Source organism: Synechocystis sp. IPPAS B-1465, from assembly GCF_003015225.1.
Classification (GTDB): domain Bacteria; phylum Cyanobacteriota; class Cyanobacteriia; order Cyanobacteriales; family Microcystaceae; genus Synechocystis.
This window is the reverse complement of record NZ_CP028094.1, coordinates 1,262,093-1,280,155: the sequence shown is the minus strand read 5'-3', so window position 1 is coordinate 1,280,155 and position 18,063 is coordinate 1,262,093. Positions and strand designations below refer to the sequence as shown.

Below are 18,063 nucleotides of genomic sequence, written 5' to 3'. Positions count from 1 at the left end.
CATGGCAAATCAGAATTTTCCAGCCCAAAATCATCCCCAAACGGTGGTCATAGTGGGGGCATCCGGGGGCATTGGTTTAGGCTTTGTCCGTTACTTTTTAGAACAAGTACCTTTCCCCGTCAAAATTTGGGCCACCTACCGTCAGGCGATCGCCGAGTTAGACCATTTAGCCAAGGAAAATCCTGATCGTTTAACCCTAGTGCCGTTGGATATCACTGAAGAGAGCCAGATTGCACAATTTAGCCAGCAATTAGGCAAAACTGAAGTCAATTGGCTAATTAATTGTGTGGGCATTCTCCATGTAGAAGATAACCCACCGGAAAAAAGTCTGCGCCATTTACAACCATCCCAATTACAGCAATATTTTGCCGTTAACAGCATTGGCCCAGTGTTGTTAGCCAAACATTTTTTACCCCATTTGCGCCATGCTTCCCCCAGTGTTTTTGCCACCATTTCCGCTAAAGTGGGCAGTATTGGGGATAACCAGTTGGGAGGATGGTACGGTTATCGAGCTTCTAAGGCGGCGCTGAATATGTTGCTCAAAAATACGGCGATCGAATATCGCAGAGTTGCGCCCCAATGTGCGGTAATTTTGCTCCACCCCGGCACCACTGATACGTCATTGTCCCAACCATTTCAGAAAAATGTCCCCCCAGAAAAGCTTTTCACAGTGGAACTTACTGTTAAGCAATTAATGGCGATTTTATTGCAAGTAAAACCGGAAAACAGCGGCACTTTCTATAGTTGGGATGGCACAATTTTGCCGTGGTAATTTGTCAGTAAAAGATCCAAATAACTAAACAGCTAACGGGAGGGTAAACCAAAAATGGGATCCTTGCCCCGGACTGCTGGTAACGCCGATGTGGCCACCGTGGGCTTCAACAATTTGCCGGGACTGATAACAACCCAAACCAATGCCGGTTAGCCGTTGATTGTGGCGGTTGCGTAAATAGAGCCGGAAAAGGTGCTCACATTGGTCCTTGGCCATGCCTTTACCGTTGTCGCTGAGGGTAAAACGCACCATATTACCTTCGAGTTGGGCCGCCAGAGTGAGGGTAATACCAGGGGGATTGTGGTTGAGGGCGTTGCCCAAAAGGTTGTCGAATACCTGCTTGATGTAGTGGGGGTCTCCCTGGAGAGGAGACAGGGTCTCATCACATTTCAAGTTCAAAACTACCTGATGTTGTTCACAGGCCGATCGCCATTGGTGACAAATTTGTTGCAAAAAAGGCTGGAGCGGCAAGGCTTGGGGCGCAAGTTGGAGGGGACGACATTCGGCGGTTTGTTCTTCACAGAGGGCATTGAGAAGGGTTAACTGGCGATCGCCACTGCGGATCAGGCTGTCTAGGAGATGGCGGGGCAGGGTCAAGGCTTCCCCCTCTGTGGTTGATAAATTTTTTAGCACCATCAATAAACCCATCACCGAAGTACGCAAATCGTGGGAAATGGCTTGGACAAAGAGAGCTTTCATCTGCTGGAGATCCTGGAGTTCCACCATTTTGTCCTCTAGCTGGGCGGTGCGTTCCCCCACTTGCTTTTCCAAATTGGTATTCAGCGTTTGCACCCGTTGGTAAAGCTGGGCCTGTTGAATGGCGATCGCCACTTGGGTGGCCAATTGTTCCAGTAAGCGCACCTCGGCCTTTTGCCAATGGCGGGGCTGTTGACAATGATGGACCACAATCATACCCAACCTGCCGTCCAACGTAGCGAGGGGAATGGCCAGCAAGCTTTTCACCTGATAACGTAAAAAACTCCGCCGCAGTGGGTCTCCCTTGGGCAATTGGTCAGGATGATGGACCACCATTGCTTCGGTGGGAATGGTTTTAACGATCATTTCCTCGGGGTTTGGGGAAGCCGCAATCTGGGAGTTGAGAGAAGTTTTGTAAGCGGGACCACAGGATTCGGCCACCACTGCCAACGGACTATTCCCCTGCAAAAGAGCGATATAAACCCGGTCGGTCTGGAGCAAATGGCGTACCTCCGTCACCGTAGTTTGAAAAATGGTGCCCAAATGTAGCGATTGCCGCACCCGTAGGGCCACCTCCGCCAAAAGCCGTTCCCGTTCCCAACTGCCCCGCAATTGTTCTTCGGTGCGACGTCTTTCCCTCACCGCCACCGATAGCAATAGACTGGTGGTGCCTAAAACCAAAAAGAACATCTGCAGGAGAATCATTGCTCCGCTTTGGTCGGCACTTTGCACGTTAAAAGAGCCATTGCCCTGCACCGTAGCGGTGATCGCCAGGAGAGCCAAACCTGAAGTGGAGAGGATTCCCCCCCAGATTGGAAAACGAATGCTGGCCCAAACCACAATGGGAAAGGGTAAATATTCCAACCACTGGGTATAGATAGCTCCCCGGTCCGCCAAGGGAATGAGGTCATCCCCAGCAAAAATTAGCCAGGCTAACATCAACAAAAGGCCAGCGCAAACTAAGGCTTCCACCAATTGGAGTCGCTCCATCCGGGCTGACCAGGGCCAACTCCAGCGGCCATATCTAAGCTTGAACAGCAGAGGAGCGGCCAGCAAAATTCCGGTGGCACTGCCCAACCAGGCCAAAGATCCTGTCCACCAAATACGACCATCCCCCTGCCAGAGAGATAGCAAAAGCGCGGCGATCGCCGTCAGAGTGGCCCCCAGCCCCACCCCCGCCAGCAAAAAGACCATGCCATCTTGGAGTCGTTGACCCTGGGGAGAAAACTCCAGCATTTTTAGTCCCCGACCGGCCATCAGCACCACCGCCGTGCTAATCATCCCTAGGGCCAATGCCAGAGGTGGATCTCCCTGCACTACCATGGGGGCAATGGTTAAACCCAGAGCAAGGGCGATAATGTTCGTTCCCTGCCACCACAGCGCCAGCGCCATACCCTGCCCCAACCCCAAACTAAGCCATTGTTGTCCACGGCCCAACATTCCGTAGGCTAAGGCAGTGCATAGGCCCAGGGCGATCGCCAATGCCAAAGAAGGCAAAGCGGTGACCAGCCTCCGGCGTAAGGACTTGGGTAAGTAGATCAGCATCAATGGAAAGTCTGACAATGGGCGACGGGGCACACCGTTTTATTCTTAAAAGTGGTCGATATTCTTTCCCCCCCATGGGGATAATGCAACAGCGGGCGAACCCCCTTTTTGCATCGGCACCCTTACCGTGATAGTAATCACCGATGAAGTACAAAGAATTGCTAAGCACTGTAGATTACTATCTCAACTTTGCCTAAACTGGAATGGATTTTACTTCCCCCCATAGGGTGAAAATCGAGCCTTGCCTGCCTATGAAAATTTTGATCGTTGAAGATGATCCATTGATGCAATTAGGTTTGGAGCAAGCCTTGGGGGCCCATGAGCGCTTTGAAATTATTGGTCGAGTGGATAACGGCTATGGTGCTGTGCAACAGGCAGCGGTCCTCAACCCGGACTTGATCGTGATGGACATTGGCTTGCCTGGACTTGATGGCATTGAAGCCACCAAACAAATCAAGCAAACTTCCCCCCAGATCCACATTGTAGTGTTGACTTCCCACACCCTGCCCAACGAGATTATTGCTGCCCTATCCAGTGGGGCCGATGCTTACTGCGTTAAAGGAGCCACCCTAGAGCGTTTAATTTTGGCGATCGCCGCCGCCCAGGATGGAGCCACCTACCTAGACCCCCAAATTGCCCGGGTGGTGGTGGAAAACCTCAAGCCCCCCGTGCCGGAAGGCCAAGCCGACGTGTCTAGCCTTTCGGAAAGGGAAATTGACGTGCTGAAATTAATTGTGGAAGGAAAAAGTAACCAAGAAATCGCCCAAACTTTATATCTAAGCACCAACACAATTAAAACTCATGTACGGGGCATCATGAATAAGCTGTCCGTTGATGACCGGGTTCAAGCTGCCGTCATTGCCCTCCGTTCCGGTTTGGTTTGATTGCAGAAGGGGCTATAATCCAAGGCGTTTACTTTACCCGTCCTAAACCATGGCCAAAGCAATCTGGAATGGGGTCGTCCTCGCCGAGAGTGACCAGTGTGAAATGGTGGAGGGCAACTACTATTTTCCCCCCGACAGCATCCATCCCCAGTATTTCCAGCCCAGTAACACCCACACCGTTTGCGGTTGGAAAGGCACCGCCAGTTACTACACCGTAGTGGTGGATGGCCAGGAGAACCCGGATGCGGCTTGGTATTACCCCGATCCCAAACCCAGGGCGGAAAATATTAAGGGCTACATCGCTTTTTGGCGGGGTGTAAAGGTTGAAGCCTGAATTTTTTTGTAATTATGGGCAATGATTTCGACTACATCGCCATAAAAAATGGTAATTTTGTTTTATTGTATCTCCACCCGACTAAGTTTGTAATCGCCCAAGGCTCAGGAATTTAACTAACTACGATGGAATTAACTGGAAAAACAGCCCTGGTCACCGGGGGAGGCATAAGGGTTGGTCGGGCCCTAGTTATGGCCCTGGCGGAAGCCGGTTGTAACGTCTTTATTCACTACGGTAATTCCCAGACCGGAGCCCTAGAGGTTCAGCAAGAAGTGGAAGCATTGGGTAGGAAAGCTTTTACCTACTCCGCCGATTTGAGCGATGCCCAGGCCACCCAAGGAATTATTCCCAAAGCCCAGGAAGTCTTTGGCCAGGTGGATATTCTGATCAACAGTGCCTCGGTTTTTCCCCTAGAAGATAAATTCTTTCAAGTGGATCTCGACCTGTGGGAATGGATTTTTGCCGTTAATCTCCGGGCCCCCTTTCAGTTGTCCCAGGCCTTTGCTCAACAAGTAGCCGGCGATCGCCAAGGAAAAATTATTAACATTAACGATGCCCGCATTCCCCGACCAAGGCCAGACCATTTTGTTTACCGTCTTACCAAACGGGGTTTGTGGGATATGACGGAAATTTTAGCCCTGGAATTGGCCCCCAATATCACCGTTAATGGCCTCGCCCTAGGACAGATTTTAGAAGCTCCGGAAGCGCCGGACCCGGAAGAGTTTATGCGGGATTATGCAGAGCGACGTATTCCTTTAAAAATGACCGGCAATCCCAAAGTAGTCACTGATGCGGCCCTATATTTGCTACAACAGGATTTTCTGAGTGGCACCACCATTCGTTTAGATGGAGCAGAATATTTGAAGTTTTAGCTATTACCTAAGAGCGTGTTTGAAAAGTAGGGTGAAGAATGGAAAATGGTGAAAAGAATAAAATTTTCACCATAATTAATGATAATTCGAGAATTTTACAGCACGGACATCACTGATAGCCAGTGGCAATTGGTAGAACCCCATTTACCCAAAGCAAAAACTGGGGGAAGAAAACGGAAAACTAGTCTGCGGGAGATACTCAATGCCATTTTTTACATGCTCAGAACGGGGTGTGCCTGGCGACTTCTACCCCATGATTTCCCTAAATGGCGAACGGTCTATGGTTATTTCCAGCAATGGCACGAAGATGGTACCTGGAGAAAATTAAACCGTATCTTCCGTGAGAAGGTTCGACTCAAAGCTGGAAGAAATACTCACCCTAGTGCTGGTTGTTTAGATTCACAGTCACTTAAAAAGGCTGGAACTGGCCAAGAAACTGGCTATGACGGCGGAAAAAAGGTCAATGGTCGTAAACGTACAATCCTCGTGGATACCATGGGATTACTTCTCGATGTTGTCGTCCATGGTGCCCATCGCTCCGACCATCAGGGTCTGATTCTACTTGCTACCTGGTTTGCTCCCCTTTGGCAGTGCCTGCAAGTTATATGGACTGACAGCACCTTTGGCGGAAAGGATTTTATCTATTGGGTGGAGCATACTTTTGGTTGGAATTTGAATGTCGTCAGCAAAAAGCAGGGACAAAAAGGTTTTGAAGTCTTACCCCGCCGTTGGGTAGTCGAGCGCACCTTTGCTTGGTTTGGACGCTATCGTCGTTTAAGCAAGGATTATGAATATTTACCTACCACCAGTGAGACAATGATTCATGTTGCCATGCTCCATCTCATGCTTCAAAGGCTTGCTTAAAACTTTTCAAACACTTTCTAAGACTTTGTTGGCATAATTTTAGTTTGTTCCCTCAATTAGCCTACTAAAAAAATCCCAACAGCGTACTAATCAGCGATGGTAATTCACAACCAATATTTCTTTAATTGCACCTCTTTTGTCAGCCTGACTGTTAATCATACGGAGGGCATCGATCCGAGCAATTTGAAAACCCCGATATAAATCATCAAAAAAGTTATCGTCGCTATTAATATTTTTCGGATCGGAATTGCTCAACATCAACTTAGCGTTTTTGTTATTGAGTGATTGGTAATATTCAGCTAACCTCAATTGCTCATTATCATTGAAGTTCGCTTTACCATAGGAGTTAAAGCTGGAGGTTTTATTTAAGGGACGATAGGGCGGGTCAAAATAAACAAAGGTGGATGCATCAATGAAGTTATTACTCGAAGTAAAATCACCAAATCTTATTTCTGTTCTGGCAAGTAAGTTGGCTACTAACTTAAGATTCTCAGCATCGCAAATCTTAGGATTTTTATAATCCCCAAAGGGTACATTAAATTCTCCTTTAGAGTTAACTCGAAATAAGCCGTTAAAACAGGTACGATTTAAAAATATAAGCAGACCAGTTTGCTCTATCCACAATTTACTAAATTTTTCTAAATTTATTCCGGTAACATTCTGGTTGAATTTTAGTCTTTGCTGATAAAAAAAATCTTTTCTTTCATCTTGGTTGAAACAATAATACTTCTGCTGTAGCCGTCTTAAAAAATCAATTAAATCATCAACATTTTGTTGAATAGTCTGATAAGCCAAAACTAACTGCTGATTGCAGTCGGAGATAAAGAATTTTTCTATCTGGGGATAATTTTGGGCAACATGAAAGTACAAAGCCCCGCCACCAATAAAAGGCTCAGCATACTTAGTTAACTGACCAGTGGTGATTTCTAAGGGGAAGCAATTAACCAATTGTTCAATTAACTTTCCCTTACCTCCAGCCCATTTCAGAAAGGGTTTGGCAATAGCTTGTTTAATTTTCACATTCTCCGACTGATTTTTTCATCGCTGTTACAGTTTCCCTAGGGAACAACGGCCAAACGCTGGGTAACCAATACCATGCCTTCAGGAGTAACTAGTAGGGCAGACAACCACTGGGGATCATTACCGGCGATCGCCCGTTTGAATAGCCCACCAGCCTGTAACAATTCCAATTTCACCTGGGAAGGATCAACGTAGTTATTAGGATCTATTTTTTGACTAAAAGCTGTGCCCGCCAGGAGGTCATCACCAATGGGTTGACGCAGGACAACATCGAAATCAAATTCTTGGCCCGCCTGCACTTGCTGAGGCAAATTAACGTCCACTTCCGGTGGATTGTCCCCGGCGGTGAGGGTCATTTTTTCCGTTAACACTTCCTGGCGTACCAATTTATTTTGCACAAAGGTTTGGCGGGAGGTAATTTGTCCATTCAATTGGGCGGTGCGACCCAGCCAAGGCCGTTCCCCCTGAATGGTGGTCAAAGTTTCCACCACCACTGCTTGCCCATCCTGTTTCCAGTTTTTCAGTTCGGTGCTGTAGGTCAAATTGCCATATGTTTCCCAAAGCTGTTGCAGAGTCGTTTCCATTTGGGCAAAGGTCAGACCGTCACTGTTGCTAAATTCAGGGCTGTAAATTTCCCCCAGGCGATCAGTATTGTGTTGGTTGGCCACCGCATCAAATTGTTCAATTAAAGCCCGCACTTGACGTTCAGTTACATTCCCCTGGGCAATGGTGGCGGCATTGAGGGGCAATGATCCCAACGCCATTAGACCGACACCCCAACCAAAAGCCATTAACCAACGGGCTGGGAAGAAGCGATGAGAAGAACGGCTAAGGCGGGTAAATCCTTGGGGCTGGGAAATCATATTTTGGTCAAATTTTAGGGCGGTGGAAGATGGATGGCGGTGTGACCGGATTAGCCATGGAGAGGTTAGCGGAGATGGCACCGTGTTTCCAGGATATCTTAAGCCCAGGGGCTTTTGGCTGACAATGGCGATGGCCAGTTCTTTCTCTTGGCCGGGGCAGGATGATAACCCAAGGACAATTGCTTGATAGGATAGCGATTAGCCCTTTTGGGCTGGCTTTGACAAATATTTAATTAATATATGGGCGTTACCTGGGAATTGGATTTTTATTCACGGCCGTTGTTGGACGACGAGGAAAAAAAGGTGTGGGAAGTACTAATTTGTGAGTCTCCCCAATCCGTGCAGCAGTTACCAGGAGATTTGTTCCGCTACAGCCAATATTGTCCCAGTTCTACCGTTAATTCCGTTTGGCTCCGGCAGGCCATCGAAGCGGCGATCGCCGAGGCGGGTCAGATGCCTCAAAAGATCCGCTTTTTCCGGCGGCAGATGAATAACATGATCAGCAAAGCCTGTGAAGAAGCTGGTATTCCCCCGGCCCCCAGTCGTCGCACCTATGTACTGGAACAATGGTTAGGCGATCGCCTGGAGAATTTTTATCCCCAACAACCGGGCTATGACCCGAAGTTAGCTTCGTCCACATCCGTACAATATCCAGAACTTAATGCCATTGCCTTGCCCGATGCAGTGAGAGGCGATCGAGGGGACCAGTGGGCCTTGGTGAGTTTGGCCGCGGCTGATTTTAATGATTTACCGGATTGGGAGATTAGCTTTGGGGAAAGTTTTCCCCTCTCCTCGTACAATCTTTCCCCCGACAGTCGCATTCCTGGTTTGATTCTCTTTTCCCCCAGGGCTTTACCCTTTGCCGCTTGGTTATCGGGGTTGGAATTGGGCTATTTGCAATACAACACTGACCCCCGCCCTATTATGCGGTTGGAAACCGGAGCCAGTGATAGTTGGATTGTGGCCAACGTCACCGATAAAACCAGTGAACAGGAAGCTCAGGGCTTTGAACAGACAAAAAAATTGGCCCAGGGCATTCACTTTTTAGCCATCCAAACCAGCCCTGACAGTGAAACCTTTGCTGGTTTTTGGTTATTGCAGGAAACTGGACAAGTTTAGGGCCTTTCCCAAAAGCGTTCCTAATCTGCAAGTTTCGGTAAAAGTTCCCCATTATTGCTTGAGTGGGCTGATTCGAGCCCGGAATCAACAAGGTCTTAGGGGGTAAATTCAGCTAGTCTGCTTAATAAATGCTCAATTTCCTCTTCATTGGTGATGTAATGGCAACAGGCCCGGACACAGTCTGGGTCAGCGATGGTGCGGAGATAGATGCGTTGTTCCTCCAGTTTCTGCACGATCGCCCGGTGGCCTAGGGGAGAATCTATGGTGAAGGATACCAAACCTGCTTGGGGAGGCGATGTGGCTAAACAATGGACATGGGGTAATTGGTTTAGACCCTGCCACAACAGTTCACTGCGTTGACAAATGGCTTGGTAACGTTCCTCGGCGGTGCCCTGCCGTTGGTGCAACTGGAGAGCGGCCAACAGACCAGCATATTGGGGATAGGCGGAGGTGGCCACTTCAAATCTTTTGCCCCCTTCTGCCCAGCCAGTGGGTTCCCCTTTACTGCCATAGGTGATACTACGCCAGCCCACATAGGTCGGGTTAATTTCCCCCAGGCGTGCGGCATTCGCCGTGCCTTTGGCATCGCCATGGATATACAATCCCCCCACCCCAGCGGGGCCAGCAAACCATTTATGCCCTGTAAAAGCGTAATAATCCACTTCTAGCCGGGAAAAATCCAAGGGTAAGGAACCGGCAGACTGCGCCCCATCCACTAGCACCCGCACTGGATAATCCCCTTGATGGCGGCGACAAACGGCCATAATTTCTCCTAGGGGCAATACCTGGCCAGTATTCCAGAGTAAATGGCTGAGGATAACTAAACGGGTTTTCGGCCCCAAATGATTAACTAATACTGCGGCCGCATCCCCCTGGTTTAATGTGTCCGCCACCGGGAAAAAACGGTACGTGACCCCAAACCGAGCGGCGATCGCCTGGACGATGGCAATAATGCCGGGATGTTCGCAGTCGGTGAGCAAAATTTCATCGCCCTTCTGCCAATCTATGCCCCAAAGCACAATGTCACAGCCCGTGGTGACGTTATCGGTAATGGTGATGGTGTTAGGGTCAACGTTAAAGGTTTCCCCCAGGGCTTGGCGCAGTTGGGCAATTAATTGCTGAATGTATTGGTTGGCGGCAATGGAAAAAGGGCCATTTTCCTGCAAATAGCCATACATGGCCGTAATGGCTTCCAAGGCTACGGTGGGTAAAATCCCCTGGCCGCCAAAATTAAAATAGGTCTTATTCGCTAGGCCGGGAAATTGCTGGCGATCGGGTATCAGGTTCACAGGGTCAGCCATTAGTGGGGAAACATCAACAAAATACCTTAACAAAAACCTCAACTTCCCCCAAGAACATGGGAAAATGCCCCCCAAGTCCAACAGTTACCATGCCCCAAGATTCCGCCCTTGAACTTTCCTGCCCTCAATGATGATCGCAAATATTTACTGCTGCTTACCGGAGCGGCCCTGATTCTGGCGATCGCCGGTTTGGGCAATGTACCCCTGCGGGATTTTGACGAAGGTTATTACGCTACTACAGCTCAGGATACTTTCCTCAGAGGAGATTGGCGTTTTCCCACCTATTTAGGGCAACCTTTTTTATCCAAACCTCCCCTCATTGCCTGGTTGGTGATGGGCAGTTACCATCTGCTGGGCATCAGTGAATTTAGCTCCCGTTTACCGTTGGCCCTGGGGTCAGCCCTGGCGGTGCCGTTGTTATATCTGCTAGGTAAGGAAATTTTTTCTTCCCCTAGAGCGGCCCTGTGGAGTAGTTCGATATTGTTAACCCTGCTTCCCACTGCCCGTTTGGGTCGTTTAACCATGTTGGACGGGGTAATCAACGCCTGTTTGCTTTGGTCATTACTTTGCTTACTGCGGGGGCGGAAAAATCCCCATTGGTTGGGGGGCATAGGTATAGGTTTGGGGTTAATTGCCTTGGCTAAGGGTTTACTGGTGCTGGCCCTGGCACTGTTGTTGGGCATTGTAATTTTCTGGCTGGGGGAAGGGCGAATTTTTCAACGCTGGCAATTCTGGTTGGGGCTATTGATCGGTTTTGCCCCAGTGCTGTGGTGGTACCAACTCCAATTTGCCGAGTACGGGGAAACCTTTTGGCAAATTCATTTTGAGTTTCATAGTTTTGAGCGGGTTACCCAGGAATTAGAGGGCAATACGGGGCCCCCTTGGTATTACCTGTTGGAGATTGTTAAATACACTGCCCCCTGGCTATTTTTCCTCATTCCCGCTGCGGTAATGACTGTTCAACAATGGCGACAGGACTGGGCTAAGGTTGCCATTACCTTTGGCTTCGGCTTCTTGCTGATTATTTCCGCCATGGGCACTAAGTTACCCTGGTATGTACTCCCCTGTTATCCCTTTTTCGCTCTGATGGGGGGATATTATTTAGCAGATTTGGAAGGTCGCCCACGTTATCCCCGGCTAATTGGTTACCTCCTTGCTCTCACCGCTGTGGTGGGCCTGGTGGGGGGATTGTACGCTGGTTTCATCGAGCAAAAACCGGTGATTATCATCATGGGGCTAGTGCTATTTGTTGGTGTAGGTTGGAGTGCCAAACAATATTTGCACTCTTCCCCTAAATTTGCCAAAACCCTGGTGATGGGGCTGTATGTAACCTTGCTATTTCTTTTTTCCAGTCCCCTCTGGAATTGGGAAGTGAATGAAGCCTTTGCCGTTAAGCCCGTGGGGCGGTTAATTAAACAAAGCACCCCAGTTAATACCCTAATTTACACTTCCTTTGCCTACAGTCGTCCCAGTTTGGATTTCTATGGTGATCGCCAGGTGATTGCGGTGGATGATGACCAGTTACGAACTAAGGCGAAGGAAGGAAATTATTTATTGCTCGACCAAAATGCCCAAGGCAGACTAGCTTTAGCCAATTTACAAAAGCGGGGACAGACGAGAGAATTCACCCTATTTTTTAGCCCTACCGTTGGTAAACCTTAATTTTCCAGAGGGGCAATGCCGGCCTGGTCGAGGATTTCGGGAATTAATTCTTCTTTTTTAATCGCCATCAAGTGCACTCCCTGGCATAGCTCTTTGGCCAGTTTTACCTGTTCGGCGGCGATCGCCACCCCTTCTTTTAAAGGATCTTCGGCCCGGGCCAGGCGATCAATCAGCGCATCGGGAATATTTACCCCCGGTACCACCCGCTTGATAAAAGTCGCATTTTTAGCCGATTTGAACAGAAATATACCCGCCAAAATTGGTTTGCCACAGCCCACAGCCACCTGGGTCATAAATTTATCCAGGCGATCGAAATCCGTAATTAACTGACTTTGGAAAAATTGTGCTCCCGCTGTTAGTTTCCTTTCAAAACGACTTTGTAGGCCAGACCAACTTTTGAGCTGGGGGTCCACCGCCGCCCCAGGAAATAAATCTAGCCTGCCATCCACCAAAGGAGCTTGGTTAAAATCTAACCCCTGGTTGAGGGAGCGGATTAAACTTAAAAGTCTGACAGACTCTAAATCGTAGACAGGTCTGGCCTTGGCATGGTCCCCTGCTTTGAGCGGATCGCCGGTTAAAGCTAAAACATTGCGTAAACCGAGGGCATAGGCCCCCATCAGATCAGCTTGCAAACCAATCAAATTACGGTCCCGGCAGGTCATCTGACAAATGGCTTCAATACCCCGTTGCTGCAACAACACACAGGCCGCAATGGAAGACATACGCAACACCGCCCGACTACCATCGGTGACGTTAACCCCATGGACCCGGCCCCGTAACTTTGCCGCCACCGCCAACATCCGCTCGGGATTACCGCCTTTGGGGGGGGTAACTTCTGCGGTGATCAAAAATTCCTTCGCTTCGGCTGCCTGACGAAACCGGCTAATGGTCATTACATCCAATGGGGACAACGGTGGTTTGAGTTGGGAGCGGTGACTGCCTCTCTGACAGGAGATCTTAACAGAGTTTTTCCTGTTTGCCGGCTTGGTCATTGCCCAGACCTGTGGCCCGGTTTCCATTCCCAAGGGGTCGGGATTAGGATATAAGATTAAGAGTGTTCGGAAAATTTATATTCTTTTAACAAAACGAGGTACAGCAATGGATTGGCGTGTAATTGTAGTTGTTAGCCCCCTTCTGATCGCCGCAACTTGGGCCGCTATCAATATTGGGGCCGCCGCGATCCGGCAGTTACAGGACGTTTTAGGTCGCGAAGCCTAGGCCACAACGTCTCGGCGATCGCCGATGAATCGAGAAAGTATTGTGCAATGGCCCTTCCTGGCTCTGGGCTGGGGGGGCTACTCTTTTCGGGGTTACTTGGTTACTGCAAAGTTTTTCCACCGCAGAAATTTCTAGAGAAATTTTAGATTGGTGCCCCATCAGGAAACGCAGAAAACTAAATCCCCACTTGACTAGTCAGTGCCAATCTCCACCTCAACAACAGTTTTTAGCAATTGCCATGGTCGATCCACTGATGTACCAAGAAGAAATGTTTGTGTTCTTGGCGGACCAGGAACCAGAAACATTCCTAACTCCGGCGGAAATGACTGCTAAGTTGACGGAGATTTTGGCCGAATACGATCTTCCCCTGCCCCAGGGACTGGATAAATTGCCCACTTTGGCGGCAAAAGCGGAACATTTACGGGACAATTACTGCGACCTCGACCGGGGGGATGGCGGTACTTGGCAATGGTATGTGGTACGTCTGGAAAAATAGCTTGATCGATCCCATCTCCAAATCAGTTCTCAGTCCCCGATATTAAAGCCTTTAACCCTTTTGTGCTAAGATTTTGAGGGCTTTTGCCATCCCACAGCAAAGATGCCTAAGCTCAGCCTGATTTTGGAGTGACCATGACGACCACGAACTACGGTGCCGATCAAATTCAAGTCTTGGAAGGGTTGGAACCAGTCCGTAAGCGCCCAGGGATGTATATTGGCTCCACGGGGCCCAAGGGTCTGCATCACCTAGTGTATGAAGTGGTTGACAATGCCATTGATGAGGCTTTGGCCGGCTATTGTACCCATATTGAAATTGACATTAATGCCGACGGTTCCGTCACCGTAGTGGACAATGGCCGGGGGATTCCCACCGATATTCACCCCACCACCGGGCGATCGGCCTTGGAAACAGTGTTGACGGTACTCCATGCCGGGGGCAAGTTTGGGGGCGGTGGCTATAAGGTATCCGGTGGTTTGCACGGGGTAGGGGTTTCCGTTGTTAACGCCCTGTCCGAATGGGTGGAAGTGAAGGTTTGGCGCCAGGGGAAGGAACACTTCCAGCGGTTTGAGCGGGGCAATCCCATTGGCACGCTAGAAGCTACCCCAAACGAAGGGCACTCCACAGGAACCCAGGTTTCTTTTTTGCCAGACACCCAGATTTTTAAGGATGGCATCGAGTTTGATTACCATACCCTGGCCAGTCGTCTCAAGGAGTTGGCCTACCTCAACGCTGGGGTTCGCATTACCTTTGGCGATCGCCGGGCGGATTCCCTCAAAGAAGAGCAGTTTTATTATGAAGGGGGCATTAGGGAATATGTCACCTATATGACCACGGACAAAACCCCGCTCCACGAGGAAATTATTTACACTTCCGGGGAAAAAAATGACGTCCAGGTGGAGGTGGCCCTCCAGTGGTGTGTGGATGCGTATAGTGATACTCTCTTGGGATTTGCCAACAATATCCGCACTATTGATGGTGGCACCCATTTAGAAGGTCTAAAAGCGGTTTTAACCCGTACTCTCAACTCCGTTGCCCGTAAGCGCAATAAGTTAAAGGATGGCGATAGTAATTTAGGGGGAGAAAATATTCGTGAGGGCCTAACCGGCGTTATTTCCGTTAAAGTACCGGACCCAGAATTTGAAGGACAAACCAAAACTAAATTGGGCAACACGGAAGTCCGGGGCATTGTGGATACCTTGGTGGGGGAAGCTCTAACGGAATTTTTAGAATTTAATCCTGGGGTTGCCGATGCCATCATTGAAAAAGCAGTGCAGGCTTTTAAAGCAGCGGAAGCAGCCCGTCGAGCCAGGGAATTAGTACGCCGTAAATCAGTTTTAGAGTCTTCAACTTTACCGGGTAAATTGGCAGACTGTAGCTCCAAAGATCCCTCGGAATCGGAAATTTTCATCGTGGAAGGAGACTCTGCCGGCGGCTGTTTTTCTGGAGATACATTAGTCGCTTTAACTGATGGTCGTAGCGTTAGCTTTGAGCAATTGGTTGAAGAAGAAAAACAAGGAAAACAAAACTTTTGTTATACCATCCGCCATGATGGTTCTATAGGGGTTGAAAAAATCATCAATGCCCGCAAAACAAAAACTAATGCGAAGGTAATCAAGGTTACGTTGGACAATGGTGAGTCTATTATTTGCACCCCGGATCATAAATTCATGTTGCGGGATGGGAGCTACAAATGTGCGATGGATTTAACTCTCGATGATTCGTTAATGCCGTTACACCGAAAAATTTCGACTACGGAAGATTCTGGTATTACAATTGATGGCTATGAAATGGTTTGGAGTCCCCGTTCCGATAGCTGGCTATTTACCCATTTAGTTGCAGACTGGTATAATCGTTGGCAGGGAATTTATATTGCAGAAGAAAAACAACATTGCCATCACAAAGACTTTAATAAGCGGAATAATAATCCCGATAATTTAATTCGCTTATCCCCTGAAAAACATTTAGCGCTTCACCGTAAGCACATTAGTAAAACATTACATCGCCCTGATGTGGTAGAGAAATGTCGTCGAATTCACCAAAGTCCTGAGTTTCGACGGAAAATGAGCGCAAGGATGCAATCACCGGAAACACGGGCAATTTTGTCCAAACAGGCCCAGGCCCAATGGCAAAATGAAACCTATAAATTAACAATGATGGAAAGTTGGCGTAGTTTCTACGACAGTAATGAGGATTATCGTCAGCAAAATGCAGAACAGCTAAATCGTGCTCAACAGGAATATTGGGCGCAGGCGGAGAATCGTACTGCTCAAGCAGAAAGGGTACGTCAACATTTCGCACAAAATCCTGGATTACGACAACAATATTCAGAGAATGCGGTTAAACAATGGAATAATCCCGAATTGTTGAAATGGCGACAGAAAAAAACAAAGGAACAATGGACTCCTGAATTTCGAGAAAAACGTCGAGAAGCTCTGGCCCAAACCTATTACCGCAAAACTCTAGCGGCACTAAAACAAGTTGAGATCGAAAATGGTTATTTAGACATATCTGCTTACGATAGCTATCGAATTTCGACTAAAGATAAATCCTTGTTACGTTTTGATCGATTCTGTGAACGGTATTTCGAGAATGATGAGAACCTCGCAAGGGAAGCAGTATTAAATTACAATCACAGAATTGTAAATATTGAAGCTGTGTCAGAAACAATCGATGTTTATGATATTGAGGTTCCCCACACCCACAATTTTGCTTTGGCAAGCGGAGTGTTTGTCCATAACAGCGCAAAACAAGGTCGAGACCGTCGTTTCCAAGCAATTTTGCCTTTACGGGGCAAGATTTTAAATATTGAAAAAACTGACGATGCCAAGATTTATAAAAATACTGAAATTCAAGCCTTAATTACAGCATTAGGTCTGGGCATTAAAGGTGATGATTTTGACATATCTTCCCTCCGCTATCACAGAGTAGTAATTATGACCGATGCTGATGTAGATGGAGCGCACATACGCACTCTTTTGTTGACTTTCTTCTACCGTTATCAGCGGGATTTGGTGGACCAAGGCTACATTTACATTGCCTGTCCGCCGTTGTACAAACTGGAGCGGGGTAAAAACCATTTCTATTGTTATTCCGACCGGGAATTGCAGGAGCAAATCAGTCAGTTTCCCCCCAATGCTAATTACACCATCCAGCGTTTTAAAGGTTTAGGGGAAATGATGCCCCAACAACTCTGGGATACCACGATGAATCCTGAAAGCCGCACCATGAAACGTGTCCACATTGAAGATGCCGCTGAAGCCGATCGCATTTTTACGGTGTTGATGGGCGATCGGGTAGCTCCCCGCCGGGAATTCATCGAAACCTATGGCACCAAGTTGGATCTAACTGACTTGGATATCTAGCCTTTTTTCTCCGGCAATGTAGGCATGGTGTTGACACTGTGCCTAGGGATCGGAGTATTTGGTTAATGGAGGCAAAAAAGCAAGGTTCACATTGGCGATCGCCAAAAGTGTCTATGCTCGATTTACCATTATTTAGTAAAGGTTAAGCATGCAAATTACTCTAGACATCCCCGACGACATTGCCCAACAGCTTCAACCTCTCCAGGAAGACTTGCCGCAAATATTAGCCCTCGGTATACAGCAACTAAACGCCAATCCCAGCACTGGTTTGTCTGGACTTACTGAAATCCTCGAATTTTTGGCTCAACTCCCCAGCCCGCAACAAATCCTTGATCTCCATCTTTCTCCCACCCTGCAGGCTGAGATCGAAACTCTCCTGGAGAAAAATCGAACCCAAGGTCTAAACCAGAAAGAGCAACGCCTTTGGCAACAATATGAATTTATAGAACATCTCGTGCGACTGGCAAAGGCCCAAGCCCGGCTTAAACTCCAGCCCCATGAGTAAGAGCTATATTTCCCCATCCCTACGACGTCTCGTTAGTGATCGGGCTAACCATTCCTGTGAATATTGCCTCATCCCTGAAGCGCTATCTCTGTCTTCCCACCATGTTGATCATATCATTGCCGAAAAACATGGAGGCCACAGTACCCCTGAAAACCTAGCTTTTTCCTTTTCCCTCTGTAACCAAGCCAAAGGCAGTGATATCGCTTCTATCGACCCCCATACAGGGGAAACTGTTAGACTCTACAATCCAAGAAAAGACATCTGGACAAACCACTTCACCCTTGAATCCATAAGCGGACTCGTTCAACCCAAAACGGCGATCGGGCGAGTAACAGCTAACCTACTCCGCATCAATCGGGTAGAAAGCCTTACTGTCCGCCAAATCTTGGCAAAAATAGGGGAACTCTGACTCAAAACAAGTGGACAGTCCAGACTGGAACCTTTCATTGGCTATTTCCTTTGCTCCTGAAAACCACCAATTGATATGTGCTAAACAAAATCAAGTATGGGCCCGCTGGCGAGCCTTGCTTAGTTTTTTGTGTGGGAA

The 18,063-nt window shown here is 48.2% G+C and carries 18 protein-coding genes; 12 read left to right on the top strand and 6 right to left on the bottom strand.

Annotated elements, in window-relative coordinates:
* The first annotated feature begins 1 nt into the window (after position 1).
* Positions 2–772 (top strand): SDR family NAD(P)-dependent oxidoreductase, encoded by a 771-nt coding sequence (locus tag C7I86_RS06020; protein ID WP_010872364.1) that lies wholly within the window; start codon positions 2–4, stop codon positions 770–772.
* Positions 773–796: 24 nt separating this feature from the next.
* On the opposite strand, the gene C7I86_RS06015 is transcribed toward C7I86_RS06020, so the two are convergent.
* Positions 797–3,013 (bottom strand): MASE1 domain-containing protein, encoded by a 2,217-nt coding sequence (locus C7I86_RS06015; protein ID WP_199303475.1) that lies wholly within the window; start codon positions 3,011–3,013, stop codon positions 797–799.
* A 251-nt stretch (positions 3,014–3,264) separates the two neighbouring features.
* Here C7I86_RS06015 and C7I86_RS06010 point away from each other — a divergent pair, with 251 nt between their 5' ends.
* The 4 genes from C7I86_RS06010 to C7I86_RS05995 all read left to right on the top strand — a co-directional run bounded on the left by C7I86_RS06010 (position 3,265) and on the right by C7I86_RS05995 (position 5,967).
* Positions 3,265–3,897 carry a response regulator transcription factor gene (locus tag C7I86_RS06010; RefSeq protein ID WP_041425800.1) on the top strand — a complete coding sequence of 211 codons (633 nt, stop codon included), beginning with the start codon at positions 3,265–3,267 and terminating at the stop codon, positions 3,895–3,897.
* Positions 3,898–3,946: 49 nt separating this feature from the next.
* A complete protein-coding gene (locus C7I86_RS06005; RefSeq protein WP_010872361.1) occupies positions 3,947–4,231 on the top strand; it encodes a DUF427 domain-containing protein in 285 nt (94 codons plus the stop codon).
* Positions 4,232–4,356: 125 nt separating this feature from the next.
* Positions 4,357–5,103, top strand: a complete 747-nt coding sequence (locus C7I86_RS06000) for an SDR family NAD(P)-dependent oxidoreductase (RefSeq protein WP_010872360.1) — start codon at positions 4,357–4,359, stop codon at positions 5,101–5,103.
* A 78-nt stretch (positions 5,104–5,181) separates the two neighbouring features.
* Positions 5,182–5,967 (top strand): IS5 family transposase, encoded by a 786-nt coding sequence (locus C7I86_RS05995; protein ID WP_010872359.1) that lies wholly within the window; start codon positions 5,182–5,184, stop codon positions 5,965–5,967.
* Positions 5,968–6,057: 90 nt separating this feature from the next.
* Here the strand turns inward: C7I86_RS05995 and C7I86_RS05990 are convergent, their stop codons facing one another.
* Positions 6,058–6,987, bottom strand: coding sequence for a DNA adenine methylase (locus C7I86_RS05990; RefSeq protein ID WP_010872358.1), 930 nt, complete (start codon positions 6,985–6,987; stop codon positions 6,058–6,060).
* Between the two features lie 38 nt (positions 6,988–7,025).
* Positions 7,026–7,850, bottom strand: a complete 825-nt coding sequence (locus tag C7I86_RS05985) for a hypothetical protein (protein ID WP_231848054.1) — start codon at positions 7,848–7,850, stop codon at positions 7,026–7,028.
* Between the two features lie 240 nt (positions 7,851–8,090).
* Here C7I86_RS05985 and C7I86_RS05980 point away from each other — a divergent pair, with 240 nt between their 5' ends.
* Positions 8,091–8,969, top strand: a complete 879-nt coding sequence (locus C7I86_RS05980) for a Tab2/Atab2 family RNA-binding protein (RefSeq protein ID WP_010872356.1) — start codon at positions 8,091–8,093, stop codon at positions 8,967–8,969.
* Between the two features lie 95 nt (positions 8,970–9,064).
* On the opposite strand, the gene C7I86_RS05975 is transcribed toward C7I86_RS05980, so the two are convergent.
* A complete protein-coding gene (locus tag C7I86_RS05975; protein WP_010872355.1) occupies positions 9,065–10,270 on the bottom strand; it encodes an aminotransferase class V-fold PLP-dependent enzyme in 1,206 nt (401 codons plus the stop codon).
* A gap of 108 nt (positions 10,271–10,378) precedes the next feature.
* On the opposite strand from C7I86_RS05975, the gene C7I86_RS05970 reads away from it, so the two are divergent.
* A complete protein-coding gene (locus tag C7I86_RS05970) occupies positions 10,379–11,932 on the top strand; it encodes a glycosyltransferase family 39 protein (protein ID WP_020861667.1) in 1,554 nt (517 codons plus the stop codon).
* Here the strand turns inward: C7I86_RS05970 and C7I86_RS05965 are convergent.
* The gene (locus C7I86_RS05965; RefSeq protein WP_010872353.1) at positions 11,929–12,951 is read right to left on the bottom strand and encodes a methylenetetrahydrofolate reductase; all 1,023 of its coding nucleotides are present in this window, start codon (positions 12,949–12,951) and stop codon (positions 11,929–11,931) included. The two genes, C7I86_RS05970 and C7I86_RS05965, sit on opposite strands and share 4 nt — an antisense overlap.
* A gap of 79 nt (positions 12,952–13,030) precedes the next feature.
* On the opposite strand from C7I86_RS05965, the gene C7I86_RS05960 reads away from it, so the two are divergent.
* A complete protein-coding gene (locus C7I86_RS05960; protein WP_010872352.1) occupies positions 13,031–13,150 on the top strand; it encodes a photosystem II protein Y in 120 nt (39 codons plus the stop codon).
* On the opposite strand, the gene C7I86_RS18730 is transcribed toward C7I86_RS05960, so the two are convergent.
* Positions 13,133–13,309 (bottom strand): hypothetical protein, encoded by a 177-nt coding sequence (locus tag C7I86_RS18730; RefSeq protein WP_158299074.1) that lies wholly within the window; start codon positions 13,307–13,309, stop codon positions 13,133–13,135. The two genes, C7I86_RS05960 and C7I86_RS18730, sit on opposite strands and share 18 nt — an antisense overlap.
* A 79-nt stretch (positions 13,310–13,388) precedes the next feature.
* Between C7I86_RS18730 and C7I86_RS05955 the strand changes: the two genes are divergently transcribed.
* The 4 genes from C7I86_RS05955 (at position 13,389) to C7I86_RS05940 (ending at position 17,925) form a co-directional block, all read left to right on the top strand.
* Positions 13,389–13,646: a chlororespiratory reduction protein 7 gene (locus tag C7I86_RS05955; RefSeq protein ID WP_010872351.1), complete on the top strand. Its 258-nt coding sequence runs from the start codon at positions 13,389–13,391 to the stop codon at positions 13,644–13,646.
* A 134-nt stretch (positions 13,647–13,780) separates the two neighbouring features.
* Positions 13,781–17,011, top strand: a complete 3,231-nt coding sequence (gene gyrB / locus C7I86_RS05950; RefSeq protein ID WP_020861663.1) for a DNA topoisomerase (ATP-hydrolyzing) subunit B — start codon at positions 13,781–13,783, stop codon at positions 17,009–17,011.
* Between the two features lie 148 nt (positions 17,012–17,159).
* On the top strand, positions 17,160–17,516 hold the full coding sequence (locus C7I86_RS05945; RefSeq protein ID WP_010872349.1) for a hypothetical protein: 357 nt from the start codon (positions 17,160–17,162) through the stop codon (positions 17,514–17,516).
* On the top strand, positions 17,509–17,925 hold the full coding sequence (locus C7I86_RS05940; RefSeq protein WP_010872348.1) for an HNH endonuclease: 417 nt from the start codon (positions 17,509–17,511) through the stop codon (positions 17,923–17,925). The genes C7I86_RS05945 and C7I86_RS05940 overlap by 8 nt, the downstream gene beginning before the upstream one ends.
* The last annotated feature ends 138 nt before the right edge of the window (positions 17,926–18,063 follow it).

Coding starts and splice junctions, on each gene's coding strand:
- C7I86_RS06020 (WP_010872364.1), top strand. CDS start 2: ATGGCAAATCAGAATTTTCCAGCCCAAAATCATCCCCAAACGGTGGTC.
- C7I86_RS06015 (WP_199303475.1), bottom strand. CDS start 3,013: ATGCTGATCTACTTACCCAAGTCCTTACGCCGGAGGCTGGTCACCGCT.
- C7I86_RS06010 (WP_041425800.1), top strand. CDS start 3,265: ATGAAAATTTTGATCGTTGAAGATGATCCATTGATGCAATTAGGTTTG.
- C7I86_RS06005 (WP_010872361.1), top strand. CDS start 3,947: ATGGCCAAAGCAATCTGGAATGGGGTCGTCCTCGCCGAGAGTGACCAG.
- C7I86_RS06000 (WP_010872360.1), top strand. CDS start 4,357: ATGGAATTAACTGGAAAAACAGCCCTGGTCACCGGGGGAGGCATAAGG.
- C7I86_RS05995 (WP_010872359.1), top strand. CDS start 5,182: ATGATAATTCGAGAATTTTACAGCACGGACATCACTGATAGCCAGTGG.
- C7I86_RS05985 (WP_231848054.1), bottom strand. CDS start 7,850: ATGATTTCCCAGCCCCAAGGATTTACCCGCCTTAGCCGTTCTTCTCAT.
- C7I86_RS05980 (WP_010872356.1), top strand. CDS start 8,091: ATGGGCGTTACCTGGGAATTGGATTTTTATTCACGGCCGTTGTTGGAC.
- C7I86_RS05975 (WP_010872355.1), bottom strand. CDS start 10,270: ATGGCTGACCCTGTGAACCTGATACCCGATCGCCAGCAATTTCCCGGC.
- C7I86_RS05965 (WP_010872353.1), bottom strand. CDS start 12,951: ATGGAAACCGGGCCACAGGTCTGGGCAATGACCAAGCCGGCAAACAGG.
- C7I86_RS05960 (WP_010872352.1), top strand. CDS start 13,031: ATGGATTGGCGTGTAATTGTAGTTGTTAGCCCCCTTCTGATCGCCGCA.
- C7I86_RS18730 (WP_158299074.1), bottom strand. CDS start 13,309: ATGGGGCACCAATCTAAAATTTCTCTAGAAATTTCTGCGGTGGAAAAA.
- C7I86_RS05955 (WP_010872351.1), top strand. CDS start 13,389: ATGGTCGATCCACTGATGTACCAAGAAGAAATGTTTGTGTTCTTGGCG.
- gyrB (WP_020861663.1), top strand. CDS start 13,781: ATGACGACCACGAACTACGGTGCCGATCAAATTCAAGTCTTGGAAGGG.
- C7I86_RS05945 (WP_010872349.1), top strand. CDS start 17,160: ATGCAAATTACTCTAGACATCCCCGACGACATTGCCCAACAGCTTCAA.
- C7I86_RS05940 (WP_010872348.1), top strand. CDS start 17,509: ATGAGTAAGAGCTATATTTCCCCATCCCTACGACGTCTCGTTAGTGAT.